The organism is Kocuria sp. 2SI, from assembly GCF_005502825.1.
Taxonomy (GTDB): Bacteria; Actinomycetota; Actinomycetes; order Actinomycetales; family Micrococcaceae; genus Kocuria; species Kocuria palustris.
In genome coordinates this window covers 67,786-83,069 of record NZ_SCNB01000007.1, presented here as the reverse complement: position 1 = coordinate 83,069, position 15,284 = coordinate 67,786, and the positions used below count along the sequence as shown (strand labels likewise).

General features: G+C 71.9%; 11 protein-coding genes. 8 read left to right on the top strand and 3 right to left on the bottom strand.

Going from position 1 to position 15,284, the window contains the following annotated elements:
• The first annotated feature begins 45 nt into the window (after positions 1 to 45).
• Together FFS25_RS05890 and FFS25_RS05885 are read left to right on the top strand one after the other, a co-directional pair.
• Positions 46 to 1,458: an adenylate/guanylate cyclase domain-containing protein gene (locus tag FFS25_RS05890; protein WP_137802215.1), complete on the top strand. Its 1,413-nt coding sequence runs from the start codon at positions 46 to 48 to the stop codon at positions 1,456 to 1,458.
• Positions 1,455 to 2,576: a PP2C family protein-serine/threonine phosphatase gene (locus FFS25_RS05885; protein ID WP_024290088.1), complete on the top strand. Its 1,122-nt coding sequence runs from the start codon at positions 1,455 to 1,457 to the stop codon at positions 2,574 to 2,576. Before FFS25_RS05890 ends, FFS25_RS05885 begins: the two co-directional genes overlap by 4 nt.
• 289 nt (positions 2,577 to 2,865) lie before the next feature.
• Here FFS25_RS05885 and FFS25_RS05880 read toward each other — a convergent pair whose 3' ends face one another.
• Positions 2,866 to 5,031, bottom strand: a complete 2,166-nt coding sequence (locus FFS25_RS05880) for an acyl-CoA dehydrogenase family protein (protein ID WP_137802214.1) — start codon at positions 5,029 to 5,031, stop codon at positions 2,866 to 2,868.
• 93 nt (positions 5,032 to 5,124) lie between these two features.
• On the bottom strand, positions 5,125 to 5,847 hold the full coding sequence (locus FFS25_RS05875; protein ID WP_171004108.1) for a TetR/AcrR family transcriptional regulator: 723 nt from the start codon (positions 5,845 to 5,847) through the stop codon (positions 5,125 to 5,127).
• Positions 5,848 to 5,939: 92 nt separating this feature from the next.
• Between FFS25_RS05875 and FFS25_RS05870 the strand changes: the two genes are divergently transcribed.
• From FFS25_RS05870 to FFS25_RS13930, 5 genes are all read left to right on the top strand, one after another.
• A complete protein-coding gene (locus tag FFS25_RS05870) occupies positions 5,940 to 7,316 on the top strand; it encodes an acetyl-CoA C-acetyltransferase (RefSeq protein ID WP_137802212.1) in 1,377 nt (458 codons plus the stop codon).
• A 57-nt stretch (positions 7,317 to 7,373) separates the two neighbouring features.
• Positions 7,374 to 8,843, top strand: a complete 1,470-nt coding sequence (locus tag FFS25_RS05865; RefSeq protein WP_137802211.1) for a 3-oxoacyl-ACP reductase — start codon at positions 7,374 to 7,376, stop codon at positions 8,841 to 8,843.
• A 2-nt stretch (positions 8,844 to 8,845) separates the two neighbouring features.
• Positions 8,846 to 9,892: a MaoC family dehydratase gene (locus tag FFS25_RS13935; protein WP_137802257.1), complete on the top strand. Its 1,047-nt coding sequence runs from the start codon at positions 8,846 to 8,848 to the stop codon at positions 9,890 to 9,892.
• 175 nt (positions 9,893 to 10,067) lie between these two features.
• Positions 10,068 to 12,272: an NAD-dependent DNA ligase LigA gene (gene ligA, locus FFS25_RS05855; protein ID WP_249933796.1), complete on the top strand. Its 2,205-nt coding sequence runs from the start codon at positions 10,068 to 10,070 to the stop codon at positions 12,270 to 12,272.
• Between the two features lie 528 nt (positions 12,273 to 12,800).
• Positions 12,801 to 13,541, top strand: a complete 741-nt coding sequence (locus FFS25_RS13930; RefSeq protein WP_283957204.1) for a LysM peptidoglycan-binding domain-containing protein — start codon at positions 12,801 to 12,803, stop codon at positions 13,539 to 13,541.
• Between the two features lie 367 nt (positions 13,542 to 13,908).
• On the opposite strand, the gene FFS25_RS05845 is transcribed toward FFS25_RS13930, so the two are convergent.
• A complete protein-coding gene (locus FFS25_RS05845; RefSeq protein ID WP_137802208.1) occupies positions 13,909 to 14,682 on the bottom strand; it encodes a hypothetical protein in 774 nt (257 codons plus the stop codon).
• A 304-nt stretch (positions 14,683 to 14,986) separates the two neighbouring features.
• On the opposite strand from FFS25_RS05845, the gene gatC reads away from it, so the two are divergent.
• Complete coding sequence (gene gatC, locus FFS25_RS05840; RefSeq protein ID WP_137802207.1) at positions 14,987 to 15,283, top strand: Asp-tRNA(Asn)/Glu-tRNA(Gln) amidotransferase subunit GatC; 297 nt, start codon at positions 14,987 to 14,989, stop codon at positions 15,281 to 15,283.
• The last annotated feature ends 1 nt before the right edge of the window (position 15,284 follow it).

Genomic DNA, 15,284 nt, shown 5'->3' with positions numbered 1-15,284 from the left:
GGCCGCGGCCTCAGAGGCCGGGCGCAGAAGCGGAAGGAGCGCATCATGACGGATCGCGATCCTTCACGACCAGGCGCGCAGTCCTGGTTCTCGCGCCTGCGCGGGGCCGGCTCCTCGCAGCGACCCGCCGATCCGGCCGCCCGGCCCGCGCACCCGTCCGCAGCCCGGACCGGCTCCGAGGACGGCTCATCGCGCCCGACGACCACGCGCGAGCTGCCCGTCGTGGGCCCCGCCACCGGGGGTCGCCTCGGGCAGCCGCCGGCCGAGGGGTCGAGCGGTTCCTCGGGCGATCCTGCCGCGCATCGGGTGGACGGGGAGCTCGACGAGACCTTCGAGGCCCCCGAGGTCGGCCCGCAGACGGCGGCGATCAACCTCAACATGCACAACCCGGTGCAGGCCGATGTCTACGGCTCCCCGGAGTCCCGCGAGGCCTTCCACGGCTTGGAGCACGGTCTGCTGGGCGGTGAGCGCACCATGGACCGCAAGCGCGCCGCCCACGCCGGAGGGCTGTCCATCCTCAGCGCCCGCAAGATCTGGCGAGCCATGGGCTTCCCCAACATGAGTGCCGACGAGATCTACTTCACGCAGCGCGACAGCCAGGCTCTGCGCCGGATCTCGGGGATCGTCGAATCGGATCGGCTCTCCGAGGAGGCGGCGCTGTCGCTGATCCGGGCCATGGCGCAGATGACCGACCGCATGGTCGTGTGGCAGGTCGAGGCCATCGTCGAGGACCTCGTGATGAACCGCGGATACTCGGATGCAGAGGCTCGGCAGGAGCTGCTCGAGCTGCTGCCGCGGATCCAGGAGGACCTCGAGTACCTGCTGCTCTACACCTGGCGCCGCCAGCTCAACGGCGCCGTCCAGCGCCTGGCCATGCGCCAGGAGAGGTCCATGGATGCGCCCCAGCCGGATGAGGTGGGCGACGAGTCCGCCTCGCTGCCGCTGGCCCGCGGGATCGGCTTCGCGGACATGGTCTCCTTCACGACCCTGTCCCGGAAGATGAACGAGCGCACTCTCGCGGCTCTCGTGCAGCGCTTCGAGCAGCGCTGCGCGGAGATCATCTCCGCAGGCGGGGGCCGTCTCATCAAGACCATCGGCGACGAGGTCATGTACATGTCGGAATCCCCGGAGGAGGGCGCGCTGATCGCGCTGGCGTTGCGACGTGCCATCCTGGAGGACCCCGAGCTGCCCAAGACAAGGGTCGGATTCGTCTGGGGGCGGGTCCTCCCGCGCCTGGGCGATCTCTACGGACCCACCGTGAACCTGGCCTCGCGACTCGTCGCGCTGGCCGAGCCCGGGGGCGTCCTCGTCGACGCCTCCACGGCCTCCGTCCTGGAGGACGACGACAGATTCATCCTGGACCCGCAGCCGCCGCAGAGGGTGCGGGGCTTCGGCGACGTCCGCCCCGTGCGGATCACCGCTGGGACCGGCCCCCAACTGGAAGTTGACTACGAATGAGTGCTCCGCTCGTCATCAGAGCAGGCGCCGCGACGGACCGCGGTCGTCACCGGGAGACCAACGAGGACTCGCTCGTGGTCACCCGGACCATGTGCGCGGTCGCCGACGGCATGGGCGGCCACGAGGCCGGCGAGGTCGCCTCCGCCATGGCCGTGCGCACCCTGGGCGGCTCCGCGCTGTTCAGCTCCCGCAGGCCCGCCGAGGTCGAGGTGCCCGCCGAGCCCGAGCCGCCAGAGGACGTGGCGCGGTTCCGCGAGCGGATCGAGCGCGAGATGAAGCTCGATCCGGAGATCCCGGCCGAGGCCCTCGTGCTGGTGCGCAAGCTGCGTGCGGTGCTCCACCAGGCCGACAGCTCCATCCAGGACGAGCTCGGCGGGCGTGCGGGGACCACCGTCACAGGTGCCTGGCTGGTCGAGATGGGAGGCGATCCCTTCTGGGTGGTCTTCAACATCGGCGACTCGCGCACCTACCGCCTGCTGCGCCCCCAGGGGGAGGCCCCCGCGCCAGATCACGCTGCGGTCGCCAAGCGGGCCACGGATCAGTTCTCCGCCTACAAGGAGGCGGGAGTGGAGGTCACGGACGTCATCCCGATCTCGGACGAGCGCGTGGAGCCGCCGCAGCAGGTCGGCCTGGAGGAGGGCTCCTCCACCGAGCGCCTCACCCCCGTGCCGGGCGCGCCGGAGGCCCCGCAGCCTGAGCTGCAGCAGATCACGGTGGATCACTCGGAGGTCCAGTACCTGGTCTCGATCGGGCAGATCACCCCGGCCCAGGCCATGGTCCATCCGCGCCGCAACGTGATCACGCGCGCGCTGGGCACCGGCCAGGTCTGGGAGCCGGACGTGTGGGTCCTGCCGGCGCGAGCGGGCGATCGCCTGGTGCTGTGCTCCGACGGGCTCACCGGCGAGGTCTCCGTGGCGCACATCGCCCGCGTGGTGCACTCGGTGCCCCACCCCAAGGAGGCCGCCGACGTCCTGGTCAACGCCACGCTGCGCACCGGGGCTCGCGACAACGTCACGGTGATCGTCGCCGACGCCGTGAGCTCGCGCCCGGCCGACGAGGACACCACCACGTTCGTGCCGATCGAGCTGCGCCACGAGCTCGACGGCGGCGCCGCCTAGGTCCGGCCTCCATCAGGTCGGCGGCGCCGTGCTGCCCTGGCCCCCCTGATAACCGCCGCCCCCGCCCCCATCGAGTGGCGCCGTGGTGTGCGATGGAGCTCCTCGCTGCACCGGGTGGCCCCGGGGTGTGCGCTGCCGCGTCCAGAAGCACACCCCGACGCCACTCGACGGAGCAGGGCACACCACAGCGCCACTGGATGTCGCCGAGGGGATGACAGGGCGGGTTCCACGCCCGACGCCCCGCCCCTCGTCAGGCTGAGCTCGTGCGGCACGAGCCCAGCCGGTGCGCTCACATGGTCTCGAGCGGCTTGTCCAGCGTGGGATCGGCCTGCGCGGGCGCGGTCTGATCAGCGCTGGGGTGCTCGGCGTCCGAGGAGTCCCGGGACGAGCCCTCGGCCGCGGCGGCCACGCCGGCCGCCTCCGCGGCGGCGCGGTGATCGGCAGCCTCCTGCTGGCGCTGGGCCTCGGCGCCCGAGGCGATCTTGGCGCGCAGCAGCTCCTGCGGGAAGTCGAAGGCCGCCACCACGTCCATGATGTGCGGACGCAGGCGCCCGACCAGGCGCTGCAGGTAGGCATCGACCATGCGACCGCGCATCAGCGACAGGCGGCCGTGGGCCAGGTACCAGTCCAGGTTCTCGTCGATGATGCTCAGCCCGAACAGGTCGCGCAGCCAGATCATGACCTGGCGGGTGCCGTCGTCGTCGATCTCGTCGAGCGCCCGGGTGAAGGCCTCCCACTGCAGCAGGTGCCCGTGGGCTCGGGCGGCCTCGATGAGGCGGTTCTGGTTGCGGTCGAAGGCGTCGGCGGCTGCCTGCGGGTCGGACCGGTCCGCGTCGCGCATGTTCTCGGCGGCCTCCTCGACCATGGTGCGCACGCGATCGGAGAGCAGGCCGTGCTGCGTCTCCGGATCGCGCAGGAAGTTGACCGATCGGCGGGGGTCGCCGGTGTCGCGCAGGACCTGGGAGAGCCCGCGCAGCCCGGAGCGGCTGAGTGTGGTCTCGGCGGCGCGGCTGGCGGCCCAGCGCGCCTTGCCCGCGGCCGGCAGCGACGAGATGCCCTTGGCGAAGTCGCCGAGAAGGCGCTTGGCCACCAGCTGCATGAGAACGGTGTTGTCGCCCTCGAAGGTCGCGTAGACATCCAGGTCGGCGCGCAGCCCGGTGAGGCGGTTCTCGGACAGGAAGCCGGCGCCGCCGCAGGCCTCGCGGCACTCCTGCAGGGAGTCCAGGGCCAGACGGGTGGAGGTCGCCTTGAGCGCGGCGGCCATGGTCTCCAGGTCCTGGCGGGACTCGTCGGTGTCGTTGCGCCCGGAGAAGACGCCGTCGAAGGCCTCGAGCAGCTCGTCGTGGGCGAAGCCCGCGGCCAGGACCTTGGCGACCAGCGGGAACAGGCGGCGCTGGTGCTGGTGGTAGTCCAGCAGCACCGACTCCTCCTCGCCCTTGACCGGGGCGAACTGACGGCGCTGCGAGGCGTAGGTCAGGGCGATGTCCAACCCGGCGCGCGCGGCGATGATCGACGCACCGTCGAGGGAGACGCGGCCCTGGACCAGCGTGCCGAGCATCGTGAAGAAGCGGCGGCCCGGGGACTCGATGGGGGAGGTGTAGGTGCCGTCCTCGGACACATGGCCGTAGCGGTCGAGCAGGTTCTCGCGCGGCACGCGCACGTGGTCGAAGTGCAGGCGGCCGTTGTCGATGCCGTTGAGACCGCCCTTGTGGCCGTCGTCCTCGCCGCCGACGCCGGGCAGGAACTCGCCCTCGTCATCGCGCAGCGGCACGAACAGGGCGTGGACCCCGTGGTTCACGCCGTCGACGATCAGCTGGGCGAACACGACGGCGGCGCGGCCGTCCAGAGCGGCGTTGCCCAGGTAGTCCTTCCAGGCCCCGCGGTGGGGCGTGTGGATCTCGAACTCCTGCGTGCTGGCGTCGAAGGTGGCGGTGGTGGCGATCGAGGCCACATCCGAGCCGTGGCCGGTCTCCGTCATGGCGAAGGCGCCCGGGATCTTCAGGGACCAGATGTCCTTGAGCCAGCGCTGGTGGTGCTGCTCGGTGCCCAGGTTCACGACGGCGGAGCCGAACAGGCCCCACTGCACGCCCGCCTTGATCTGCAGCGACGGATCCGCGAGGACGAACTCCTCGAAGCCCGAGAGGTAGGAGGCGGGATCTCCTGAACCGCCCAGGGAGGCAGGCAGCCCGGCGCGCACGGCATCCGACTCGGCCAGGATCGACAGGTTGTCGAAGGTCTTCTCCCGGTGCTCGGACCAATGGGTGCCCGGGGCGATGTGCAGGCGCGGGTCCGCGGCCAGGCGGCGGGCCTGGCGGCGCTGCTCGGCCCAGCGTCCGGCCAGGATGTCGCGCAGGACGTCGTGGTCGACGACAGCGCTCTCCGCGGCAGGGTCCAGGTGAGGGCCGGCTGCCTGCTCGGCGGCTGCGGTGGTGCTCTTCTCGGCGATGGTGGTCATGGTGTCCTCCTGCGGTGGATCGGCTCGGCCGCTGTGCGGCCTGTCGGGAGTGCTGGGACGGTTCAGTGCGAGTTCGAGTGAGAGGGCGACGGCTCAGGGCGAGGCGCGCGCCGGGGTCTGGGAGTCAGCGGCATCGGAGCCGGGCGGGGTCGTGCCGGCGATGATCCAGCCGGTGACGATCTCCACGAACTCATCGAGCTGCGGGCGCTCGTCCCTGCTGCGGTCATCCGGCTCGGAGAGGCTCCAGGACTCGCCGGCGCCGCGGGCCATCCCGACCACGCCGGCGGCCCAGTAGCGGGCCATCGCCGGTTCGAGCCATCGCTCGGTGGGGGCGTGGCGGCGGTGGGCCTCCACGAGCAGATCGGCGACGGCGGCGGCGAACCGGCCCACGGGGTCCTCGCTCGAGCCGTCCGTGCCCTGGGTCACGAAGCGGTAGACGTCCGGGGCGTTCTCCAGCTGCCAGAGGTACTGCTCCACGATCGTGCGGATCGAGGCGCGGAACGACGGGGCCTCCGCGGCCGCGCTGCGCATCCGCTGGGCCATGCGCTCGACCACGTAGGTGGCCAGCTCGCGGCGCAGGCCCTCCTTGTCCTTGAAGTAGCGGTAGAAGACCGACTTGGAGGTGCTGCAGGCCGCGGCGATCTCCGCCATGGAGGCGCCGGGGCCCAGCTCGGCGACGGCGCGGCGGGACAGCCGCAGCAGCTCGAGGCGGCGCTGCTCCCGATGGCGGTTCCATCGGCGGGCGCGGCCATCGGCCTGCTGCGGGTCCTCGGCGGCCACGAGGCGGCTGCGTTCCTTCACGGCTGAGCGGTTCACGATACCGAGAGTATCAGGTACTCTCGGTATCATGTGACCCAGATCGCAGGAAGATGCGCGATCGACCGATCCTCGACCCACAGGAGATCCGCATGACCGCCTCCGCAGCCTCCGAGTCCGTGCCCACCCCCGCCGACCTCGCCCGCCGCGCCGAGGATTCCGCCCCCCGCCTGCGCTCGGCGTGGGTCGTGGCCGGCGACCGCATCCCGTTCGCCAAGTCCGGCGGCGCCTACGCCCAGGCCTCGGTCCAGGACATGTTCACCGCCGTGCTGGACGGCCTGGTCGCACGCACCGGGCTGGCCGGACAGCGCCTGGGAGCCGTCGCCGGAGGTGCTGTGCTCAAGCAGCCCAAGGCCTTCAACATGGTCCGCGAGTCCGTGCTGGGCTCCGCACTGGATCCGCGCACCCCGGGCATCGACGTCCAGATGGCCTGCGCCACCGGCATGGAGACCACTTCGCTGATCGCCAACAAGATCCGCTGCGGCCAGATCGACGTCGGGATCGCCGGAGGTGCCGACTCGGCCTCGGACGCCCCCATCGTCGTGGGCGAGGGCCTGCGCCGCGTGCTGCTCGAGCTGAACTACGCCAAGACCACCGGCGCCAAGCTCAAGGCCCTGTCCAAGCTGCGCCCCGGCGATCTCGCCCCCGTGGCCCCCGGCGTGGCCGAGCCGCGCACGGGACTGTCCATGGGCGAGTCGCAGGCGATCACCGGCAAGAAGTGGGGCGTGACCCGCCAGGCCCAGGACGAGCTGGCCGCCGCCAGCCACCAGAACCTCGCCGCTGCCTGGGACCGCGGCTTCTTCGACGACCTCGTGACTCCGTTCCGCGGCGTCCGCAGGGACACCACACTGCGTCCGGACACCACCGCCGAGAAGCTCGCCGGGCTCTCCCCGGTCTTCGGCAAGTCCCTGGGCGGGGCCACCATGACGGCAGGCAACTCGACTCCCATGACCGACGGCGCCTCGGCGGTCCTGCTGGCTTCCGAGGACTGGGCGCGCGAGCACAAGATGCCGCGCCTGGCCGAGGTCGTGGACGTCGAGTCGGCGGCCGTGGACTTCGTGGACGGTGACGAGGGCCTGCTCATGGCCCCCGCCTACGCCATGCCGCGGCTGCTGGCTCGTCAGGGGCTGCGCCTGCAGGACATCGACCTGGTCGAGATCCACGAGGCCTTCGCCTCCACGGTCGTGGCCACCCTGACCGCCTGGGAGGACGAGCAGTTCTGCCGCGAGCGCCTGGGCCTGGACGAGCCGGTCGGCCCCGTGGACCGCTCGCGCCTGAACGTCAACGGCTCCTCGCTGGCGGCCGGACACCCCTTCGCCGCCACCGGCACCCGCATCGTGGCCTCGCTGGCCAAGGAGCTCAAGGCCCGCGCCGTCGAGCTGGGCCGTCCCACCACCGGTGTGATCTCCGTGTGCGCCGCCGGCGGCCAGGGCGTCGTGGCCCTGCTGCGCGCCCAGCCGCAGGACTGACCCGCCGGCAGCACACACCTCCGAGACCTCGCACGCACTCCTTCGAAAGGCCCTCGCATGCCCAAGACCCCGCGCTGGACGCGAACCCTGACCGACCTGCGCTCGTCGCAGGACGCCTACCTGGACGTCGTCGCCACCGGCCCCGGCCGCTCCATGGCCGGCGCTCTGGGGCTGCCCGCCCCGGTGTCGCTGACCCGCCACGAAGCCGGGAGGCCGGAGAAGCCGCGCACCGTGCTGGTGATCGCGGACGAGTCGTCGTCGGCTGATGCCGATGCCCTCGCCCAGGCGCTGAGCGCTCGCGGGCACGACGTCCGCCGGGATGCCCAGGCCGTCGCCGAGGGATCCGAGCGGATCCAGGCCGCGCTGCTGGTGCTGAGCCAGGCGCACGGGCCGTCGGATCTCACAGCGCCGTCGCTGTCGCTGGGCTCCGTGCTGCGCCGGCTCGACCGCGGCGCCCGCGTGGTGGCGGTCTCCCGTGCGGCGGAGGGCGTGGCAGCAGGCTCGGCCGTCGCCGTGCCGGCCTCGGCCGGCGAGGCCGGGACCGAGTCCGTGCGCCGCAACGCGGCCCGGCAGGGCGCGGTCGGCCTGGTCCGCTCGCTGGCCCAGGAGATGCGCGGAGGGGCCACCGCCAACGGCATCGTGGTGGCGGACGGCGTCGCCGTCGATGCCCCCTCCGTGCTCGGCGGCCTCGACTTCCTGCTCTCCGGACGCAGCGCGTTCGTCTCGGGGCAGTTCCTGCCCGTCACCTCGGAGGCCGGACCCGCCTCGCTGGCTCAGGCCGCGCTGGGGGAGACACCGCTCGAGGGCCGGGTCATCGTGGTCACCGGCGCCGCCCGCGGGATCGGCGAGCAGATCGCCCGTCTGCTGCACGCGCAGGGCGCCCAGGTCGTGCCGATCGACGTCCCGGCCGCCGGTGACGCCCTGGCCAAGCTGGCCAATGCGATCGGGGCCGCCTCGCTGCCTCTGGACGTGACCGCCGATGACGCCGGCCAGCGCATCCTGGAGCACTGCCGGACCCGGTTCGGGCGGATCGACGGCATCGTGCACAACGCCGGGATCACCCGAGACAAGATGCTGGCCAACATGGATGAGGGCCGCTTCGCCTCGGTCCAGGCCGTCAACGTCGAGGCCCCGCTGCGGATCACGCAGCAGCTGCTGGCCGACCCGCTGGCCCAGGGGCTGCGGGTCGTGGGGCTCGCCTCCACCTCGGGCATCGCGGGCAATCGCGGGCAGACCAACTACGCGGTCTCCAAGGCCGGCGTGGTCGGGATGGTCGCCGCGCTGGCCCCGGAGCTGGCCGCCGGCGGCGGCACCGCCAATGCGGTGGCTCCAGGCTTCATCGAGACGGAGATGACCGCCAAGATCCCCATGGCCCGGCGCCAGGTCGCCCGCCGCCTGAACTCCCTGCAGCAGGGAGGCCTGCCGGTGGACGTCGCCGAGGCCATCGCGTTCCTGCTCTCGGATGCGGCAGCCGGGATCTCCGGGCAGACCCTGCGCGTGTGCGGGCAGAACCTGGTGGGAGCGTGAGCATGCACGACCAGCAGACGCATCTCGACGGCGCCGATCGCGACGTCGTCCTCCTGCCCCAGCTGCCCGCGCTCGGCCCGCTCTATGCCCGGGCGGCCGGGGGATCGGCACTCGGCGCGGGCACCCGCACGGTCCGCGGCCTGTGGGCCAAGGCGGCCGGCGCGATCCCTGGGCTGGGCTCGGGCAGCGCCTCCTCCGGCGGGACTCGGCTCGAGCTGCCGGTGGTGGACCTGCTCGTGGCCGACGTCCCCATCGACGACCAGGCCCACCGCGGATTCTGCGAGGTGGTCGGGGCCCCGATCCGCACGCGGCCCGACGGCGGCGTGGAGGCCTTCAGCGGCTATCTGCACGCGCTGTCGTTCCCCGCGGCCATGGCGCTGCTGACCCGCGAGGACTTCCCGCTGCCGCTGCTTGGGCTGGTGCACCTGTCCAACTCGGTCGTGCACGAGCTGCCGCTGCTGGTGGGCGAGCACGTGGGCATCACGGTGCGCGCCCAGAACCTGCGGCCGCATCGCTCCGGGGCGCAGTTCGACGTCGTGGCGGAGCTGCGCACCGAGGACACCCAGGAGCTGGCCTGGACGGGGTCCTCCACGTACCTGGCCCGGGGCGTGCGCCTGCCGGAGGAGGAGAAGGCCGAGCAGGCATCGCGTCCGGAGTTCGAGGCGCCGCTGCCCACCGCCCGCTGGCAGCTCGGCGCCGACACCGGTCGGCGCTACGCGGCCGTCTCCGGGGACGTCAACCCCATCCACCTCAGCGGGGCCTCGGCCAAGGCGCTCGGGATGAAGGGCGCGATCGCCCACGGCATGTACACGGCCTCCCGTGCCCTGGCCATGGTCGATGCCCCCGCGCCGCTGCGGTGGGACGTCGAGTTCGGCGCCCCGCTGCTGCTGCCCGGCGCGCCGTCCGTGGCGGTTCAGCGGGACGGACGCGGCACCGAGCTGCGCACCGCCGAGGTCGCGGTATGGGATGCCCGTCGCGGACGTCCCCACGCCATGCTCAGCGTGCGCAGGCTCGACGAGCACTCGCGGCGCCGGCACCTCGCCTACTGAGCTGTCCCGGGAGCGCTCTCGGATCGCCGGGGCGGGAAGGACCCGCGGGTCCTGCCCGTCCCGGCGTCGTCGACGCTGTGTCGTCGGAGCAGTGCGCCACAATGACGGGGTGAGCCAGCAGAACAGGACCGCGGCGCAGGCCGCGAACGCAGCCGAGCAGGACCAGCCCGTCGAGATGTCGGCAGGGGAGATCCCCGCGGACGCCCTGCGGGAGGAGTACGCCGAGCTCGTGGAGCGCGTGCGCCAGGCGCGGGTCGAGTACTACCAGCAGGATGCCCCCACCGTCTCGGATGCCCAGTACGACCAGGACTACCGGCGCCTCGAGGAGCTCGAGTCCCTGCATCCGGAGCTGCAGTCCAACGACTCGCCCACGCAGGAGGTCGGCGGCGAGCCCTCTGCCGCCTTCGCCCCTGTCCGCCATCTCGAGCGCATGTACTCGCTCGAGGACGTCTTCTCGCTCGATGAGCTGCGCGCCTGGCTCGAGCGCGCCCAGGCCCAGGTCCAGGCCCTGCACGGGGCACCCGAGCTGCGCTGGCTCACCGAGGTCAAGATCGACGGCCTGGCCATCAATCTGCTGTACCAGGACGGCCGCCTGGTCCGCGCGGCCACCCGCGGCGACGGCACCACCGGCGAGGACGTGACCCACAACGTCGCCACCATCTCCACCGTCCCGCAGCAGCTGCGCGGTGAGGACCTCCCGCAGCAGATCGAGATCCGCGGCGAGATCTTCATCTCCACCCAGGACTTCCAGAAGGTCAATGAGCAGCGCGTGGAGGAGGGGAAGGCCCCGTTCGCCAACCCGCGCAACGCGGCCGCCGGCTCCCTGCGCCAGAAGGATCCGGCGGAGACGGCCAAGCGCCCGCTGTCCATGTACGTGCACGGCATCGGGGCCGCCGAGGGGCTGGAGATCAGCGCCCAGTCGGAGGCCTACGACCTGATGGCCACATGGGGCCTGCCTGTGAGCCCGTACTCCCGGGTGCTGAGCAGCATCGACCAGGTCGTGGAGTACATCGACGAGTACGGGGACAAGCGCCACTCCCTGGACCACGGCATCGACGGCATCGTGGTCAAGGTCGACGACCGCGCCACGCAGCGCCAGCTCGGGCACACCTCCCGCACGCCGCGGTGGTCGGTGGCCTACAAGTATCCGCCCGAGGAGGTCCACACCAAGCTGCTGGACATCCGCGTGGGCGTGGGCCGCACCGGGCGCGTGACCCCGTACGGCGTGATGGAGCCGGCCCTCGTCGCCGGCTCCATGGTGGAGATGGCCACGCTGCACAACCAGGACGTCGTGCGGGCCAAGGGCGTGCTGATCGGGGACACCGTCGTTCTGCGCAAGGCAGGAGACGTCATCCCGGAGATCGTCGGGCCCGTCGTCGCCCTGCGCGACGGCACCGAGCGCGAGTTCGTGATGCCCACCCACTGCCCGTCGTGCGGCACCGAGCTGCGCCCGGCGAAGGAGGGTGACGTCGACATCCGCTGCCCCAACGCGCGCTCGTGCCCGGATCAGCTCAAGGAGCGGGTCTTCCACGCGGCCGGTCGCGGCGCCTTCGACATCGAGGCGCTGGGGGAGGAAGCCGCCGTAGCGCTGACGCGTCCCGCCGAGCCCGCCGATCCTCCGCTGACCTCGGAGGCCCAGCTCTTCGATCTCTCCGCCGGGATGCTGAAGGACGTGAAGATCGAGCGGCAGAAGCGCGGCGCGGGGGCCAAGCCGGGAGACACCGAGCTCGTGCCGTACTTCTGGACCAAGGGCAGCGCCAAGCACCCGTCCAAGCCCAGCGCCAACACGGTCAAGCTCTTCGACGAGCTCGCCAAGGCCACCTCCCAGCCGCTGTGGCGCGTGCTCGTGGCGCTGTCCATCCGGCACGTGGGCCCCACGGCGGCGCGCTCGCTGGCCACGGCCTTCGGCTCCATGGACAGGATCCGCGAGGCCTCGGAGGAGGATCTGGCCGCCACGGACGGCGTGGGCCCGGTGATCGCACGAGAGGTCATCGACTGGTTCCAGGTGGACTGGCACCGCGAGATCGTCGAGTCCTGGGCCGCTGCGGGCGTGCGCATGGAGGACGAGGTCGACGACTCCGTTCCCAAGGTCCTCGAGGGCCTGACCATCGTGGTGACCGGCACGCTCGAGGACTACTCCCGCGACTCCGCTAAGGAGGCGATCCTCACCCGCGGCGGCAAGGCCTCGGGGTCCGTGTCCAAGAAGACCGACTTCCTGGTGGCCGGCGCCTCGGCAGGATCCAAGCTGGAGAAGGCCGAGTCGCTGGGGGTCACGGTGCTGGACGAGGCCGACTTCACGCGGCTGCTCGCGGAGGGCCCGGAGGCCTTCCAGGGCCCCTCAGAGGAGGCTGAGGATGCTCAGGTCCATGCGGAGGACTGATTGGTCAACGAATGTGAGCAGCATCTCGCCTGCCTCCTGAAGCCCCGCTGACCTGCGCCGCCGTGGGTCGAACGGGCCTTCGGGCGGGGCTGCGGGCTCCGCTCGAGCTGTCCCCTCAACAGCGGGTCGTGACCTGACCGTGACCTTGCTGTTATGGTGCTGTGACCTCGCGAGGCGCAGCGGAGATCCGGGCGGATCGCGGAGGGAGGGAGCGGCTCTCGCGGTCGTCCCGCTGAAGGGACCTGGATCCTCGGGGGTCAACCTTTCAGATTGGCACAGATCACAGCTCAAAAGGGTTGCCAAGCCGAATCGTTACGGTAATGTGATCTTCGAACTTCCGGAGCGAGCCTGCGGGCATCGATCCAGCTCTTCGACTCCTCGTCGAGGGCCACACGAAATCCAGGTTGCAGTCAGCCGTCATCGCTGTCGACAGCTGCATCCCAGACCCAGACCATTGGAACGGAAAGACAGCGACGCTATGACGCCGGGGACGGCACGAGCGGAGACGGCGCCGTCATGGAGCCTGTCGTGAAGAAGAACATCAAGAACACCATCGTCGCCGGCACCGCCGCTGTCTTCGGCGGCGCGGCCCTCCTCGGTGCGGCTGCCCCCGCGCAGGCCGCCGACAAGTGGGACCAGCTCGTCGAGTGCGAGGCCAGCGGCGACTGGAGCGCCAACACGGGCAACGGCTTCTCCGGCGGCCTGCAGTTCACCCAGCAGACCTGGTCCGCCTTCGGCGGCCCCGGCAATGCCGCGGACGCCTCGAAGGACCAGCAGAAGGCTGTGGCTGAGCGCGTGCTGGCCGAGCAGGGCTGGGGCGCATGGCCCGCCTGCTCCGCCAAGCTGGGCCTGTCCGGCGGCTCGGGCTACTCGAGCGGCGCTGCTGCCTCCACCCCCGCCCCGGCTGCTGAGACCCAGGTCTCCACCCAGTCCGTCGAGACCCCGGCCCCGGCCGCTGAGGAGGCCCCGGTGGCCCAGGCTCCCGCCGCTGAGGCGCCCGCCGCTGAGGCTCCGGTCGCCGCCCAGGCCCCCGCCGCCGAGGCTCCGGTCGCCGAGCAGGCCCCGGTCGTCGAGTACACCGCTCCGGCCGCTCCGGTCGCCGAGCAGCCCGCCGTTGCCGGCGCCTACACCGTCGCCTCGGGCGACACCCTGGGCTCCATCGCGGCTGCCCACGGCACCGACTGGGAGACCCTGTTCGCCGCCAACCCGGACACCGTGGCTGACCCGAACCTGATCTTCGTGGGCCAGACCCTGAACATCCCCGCCTGATCCACTCGATCAGCCTCCGCACCGACGGAGATCTGACGATCATCTGATCGTCAGCAGGGACCGAGAAGCCCCGCAGCGTTCACGCTGCGGGGCTTCTCGCATGTCCTCAGGAAGCTTCGGGATCCCGGGAGCTCGCCGAGCGCCGAGTGGTGCCTCAGTGCGGCTCTGGGGCCTCAAGCGCACATCACGGGGCCAGTCGATGGGGGCCGGCACACGCTCAGGCAACTCGATGGTCGTGACCGCGACGGTGGCTGACGGGAGCACACACGGAGACCGCTCGAGGACGGAGCCGTCGGCGTGCCGATCGAGGAGATCACGCGCGCGGGCCTCTCGATGCGGGCGACCTGCCGGAGGAGGCTGGCGGTGCTCAGTCCTGCGGGTCGCCCGATGCCGAGGGGGTGGTGCCCTCAGCAGGCTCGGTCTGCGAAGCGCTCTCGGAGGACTCGGGCTGAGCAACGTCCGCGGAAGCCTCGGGCTGCGAGGCGGCACGGGAGGACTCGGAGCGAGACGCACCCTCGGAAGGGCGGGGCCGACGCAGGAGGGAAGCCTCGCGCTGCTCCACGGTCGGGTCCTCGAGCTCGGTGGACTTGGCGCCGCCGCGGCCGCCAATCCTGTAGCCCTGGACCAGAGTGAGGCTGACGCCGTCGCGGTGCTCGATCTCGATCACCAGCGCAGGAGCCCCGGAGCGATCCGGGAGTGTGGCCGGCAGGGCGAGTGCTGCGCCCAGCAGCTCCGGGGCCTTCTCGAGAGCCATGGCGCGCAGGGCGGCCTCGGGATCGTCGGAGTGGTGCAGCTCGGTGAGCTCGGCGGCATCCTCGGGCTCGAGCTCGTCGACGGTGGTGGCCTCCTCGGCGGGCTCGATGCTGTCCAGCTCGAACTCCCCGTCGCGGCGAGCGGTGATGAGGAAGGCGGGGAACGCGCCGAAGTCCTCCAGCTGCTGCAGGGCCACGGTCTGCACGTGGGCGGCCATCTGATCGACGGTGTCGGCGGTCGCCTCGGAGACGCCCTGGCGCCAGGCGTTCGCCGCGTCCTGCGAGGGCGTGCGCGCTCCGGAGGAGGGGCGCGTCCCCGCTCGGGCTGCTGCCTTGGCGCGGCGCGCTGCCCCGCGGTCCTTCTTCGGCTTGCCGTCCTTCTTGGCCATGCGGGCCTCCTTCCGCCCTTCAGGGGCAGGTGGTGCGGTGCCCCGGCGATGGGGGCGTCTGTCGTCTGCCTCCAGGGTAGGCGTCGTCGGCATCCCGACGGTGCTACTCGGTGGGCGGGGCCGGGCGCGGTCGCTCCGGTCGGAGCCGGGGCTGTCCGGGTCGGCGGATAGGATGGGCCCCGCTGGCCCCGTCGTCGAGCCTCTGCCGGTCCGTGCCACCGGCAGGATCGCTCCGCGGGCCTCATCGAGCATCACGAGCACGGTGAACACCGAAGACAGCAACACCGAAGAACAAGGAGCGTGCATGTCCGCGATCAGTCGCGATGAGGTCGCCCATCTGGCAGACCTCGCGCATATCGAGATGTCGGAGGATGAGCTGCAGTCGCTGGCCGGCGAGCTCGGCCAGATCGTGCAGTCGGTCGCCTCCGTCAGCGAGGTCGCCGGGGACGACGTCCCCGCCACGAGCCACCCCCTGCCCCTGCGCAATGTGATGCGCGAGGACGTCGTGGGGCAGACGCTCAGCCCGGAAGAGGCCCTGTCGGGCGCACCGGACGCGGAGGACGGGCAGTTCAAGGTCCCGGCCATCCTGGATGAGGACTGAG

What these genes read in the sequence shown, in the direction of transcription:
- FFS25_RS05890 (WP_137802215.1), top strand. Translation starts at nt 46, where the DNA reads ATGACGGATCGCGATCCTTCACGACCAGGCGCGCAGTCCTGGTTCTCG.
- FFS25_RS05885 (WP_024290088.1), top strand. Translation starts at nt 1,455, where the DNA reads ATGAGTGCTCCGCTCGTCATCAGAGCAGGCGCCGCGACGGACCGCGGT.
- FFS25_RS05880 (WP_137802214.1), bottom strand. Translation starts at nt 5,031, where the DNA reads ATGACCACCATCGCCGAGAAGAGCACCACCGCAGCCGCCGAGCAGGCA.
- FFS25_RS05870 (WP_137802212.1), top strand. Translation starts at nt 5,940, where the DNA reads ATGACCGCCTCCGCAGCCTCCGAGTCCGTGCCCACCCCCGCCGACCTC.
- FFS25_RS05865 (WP_137802211.1), top strand. Translation starts at nt 7,374, where the DNA reads ATGCCCAAGACCCCGCGCTGGACGCGAACCCTGACCGACCTGCGCTCG.
- FFS25_RS13935 (WP_137802257.1), top strand. Translation starts at nt 8,846, where the DNA reads ATGCACGACCAGCAGACGCATCTCGACGGCGCCGATCGCGACGTCGTC.
- ligA (WP_249933796.1), top strand. Translation starts at nt 10,068, where the DNA reads ATGTCGGCAGGGGAGATCCCCGCGGACGCCCTGCGGGAGGAGTACGCC.
- FFS25_RS05845 (WP_137802208.1), bottom strand. Translation starts at nt 14,682, where the DNA reads ATGGCCAAGAAGGACGGCAAGCCGAAGAAGGACCGCGGGGCAGCGCGC.
- gatC (WP_137802207.1), top strand. Translation starts at nt 14,987, where the DNA reads ATGTCCGCGATCAGTCGCGATGAGGTCGCCCATCTGGCAGACCTCGCG.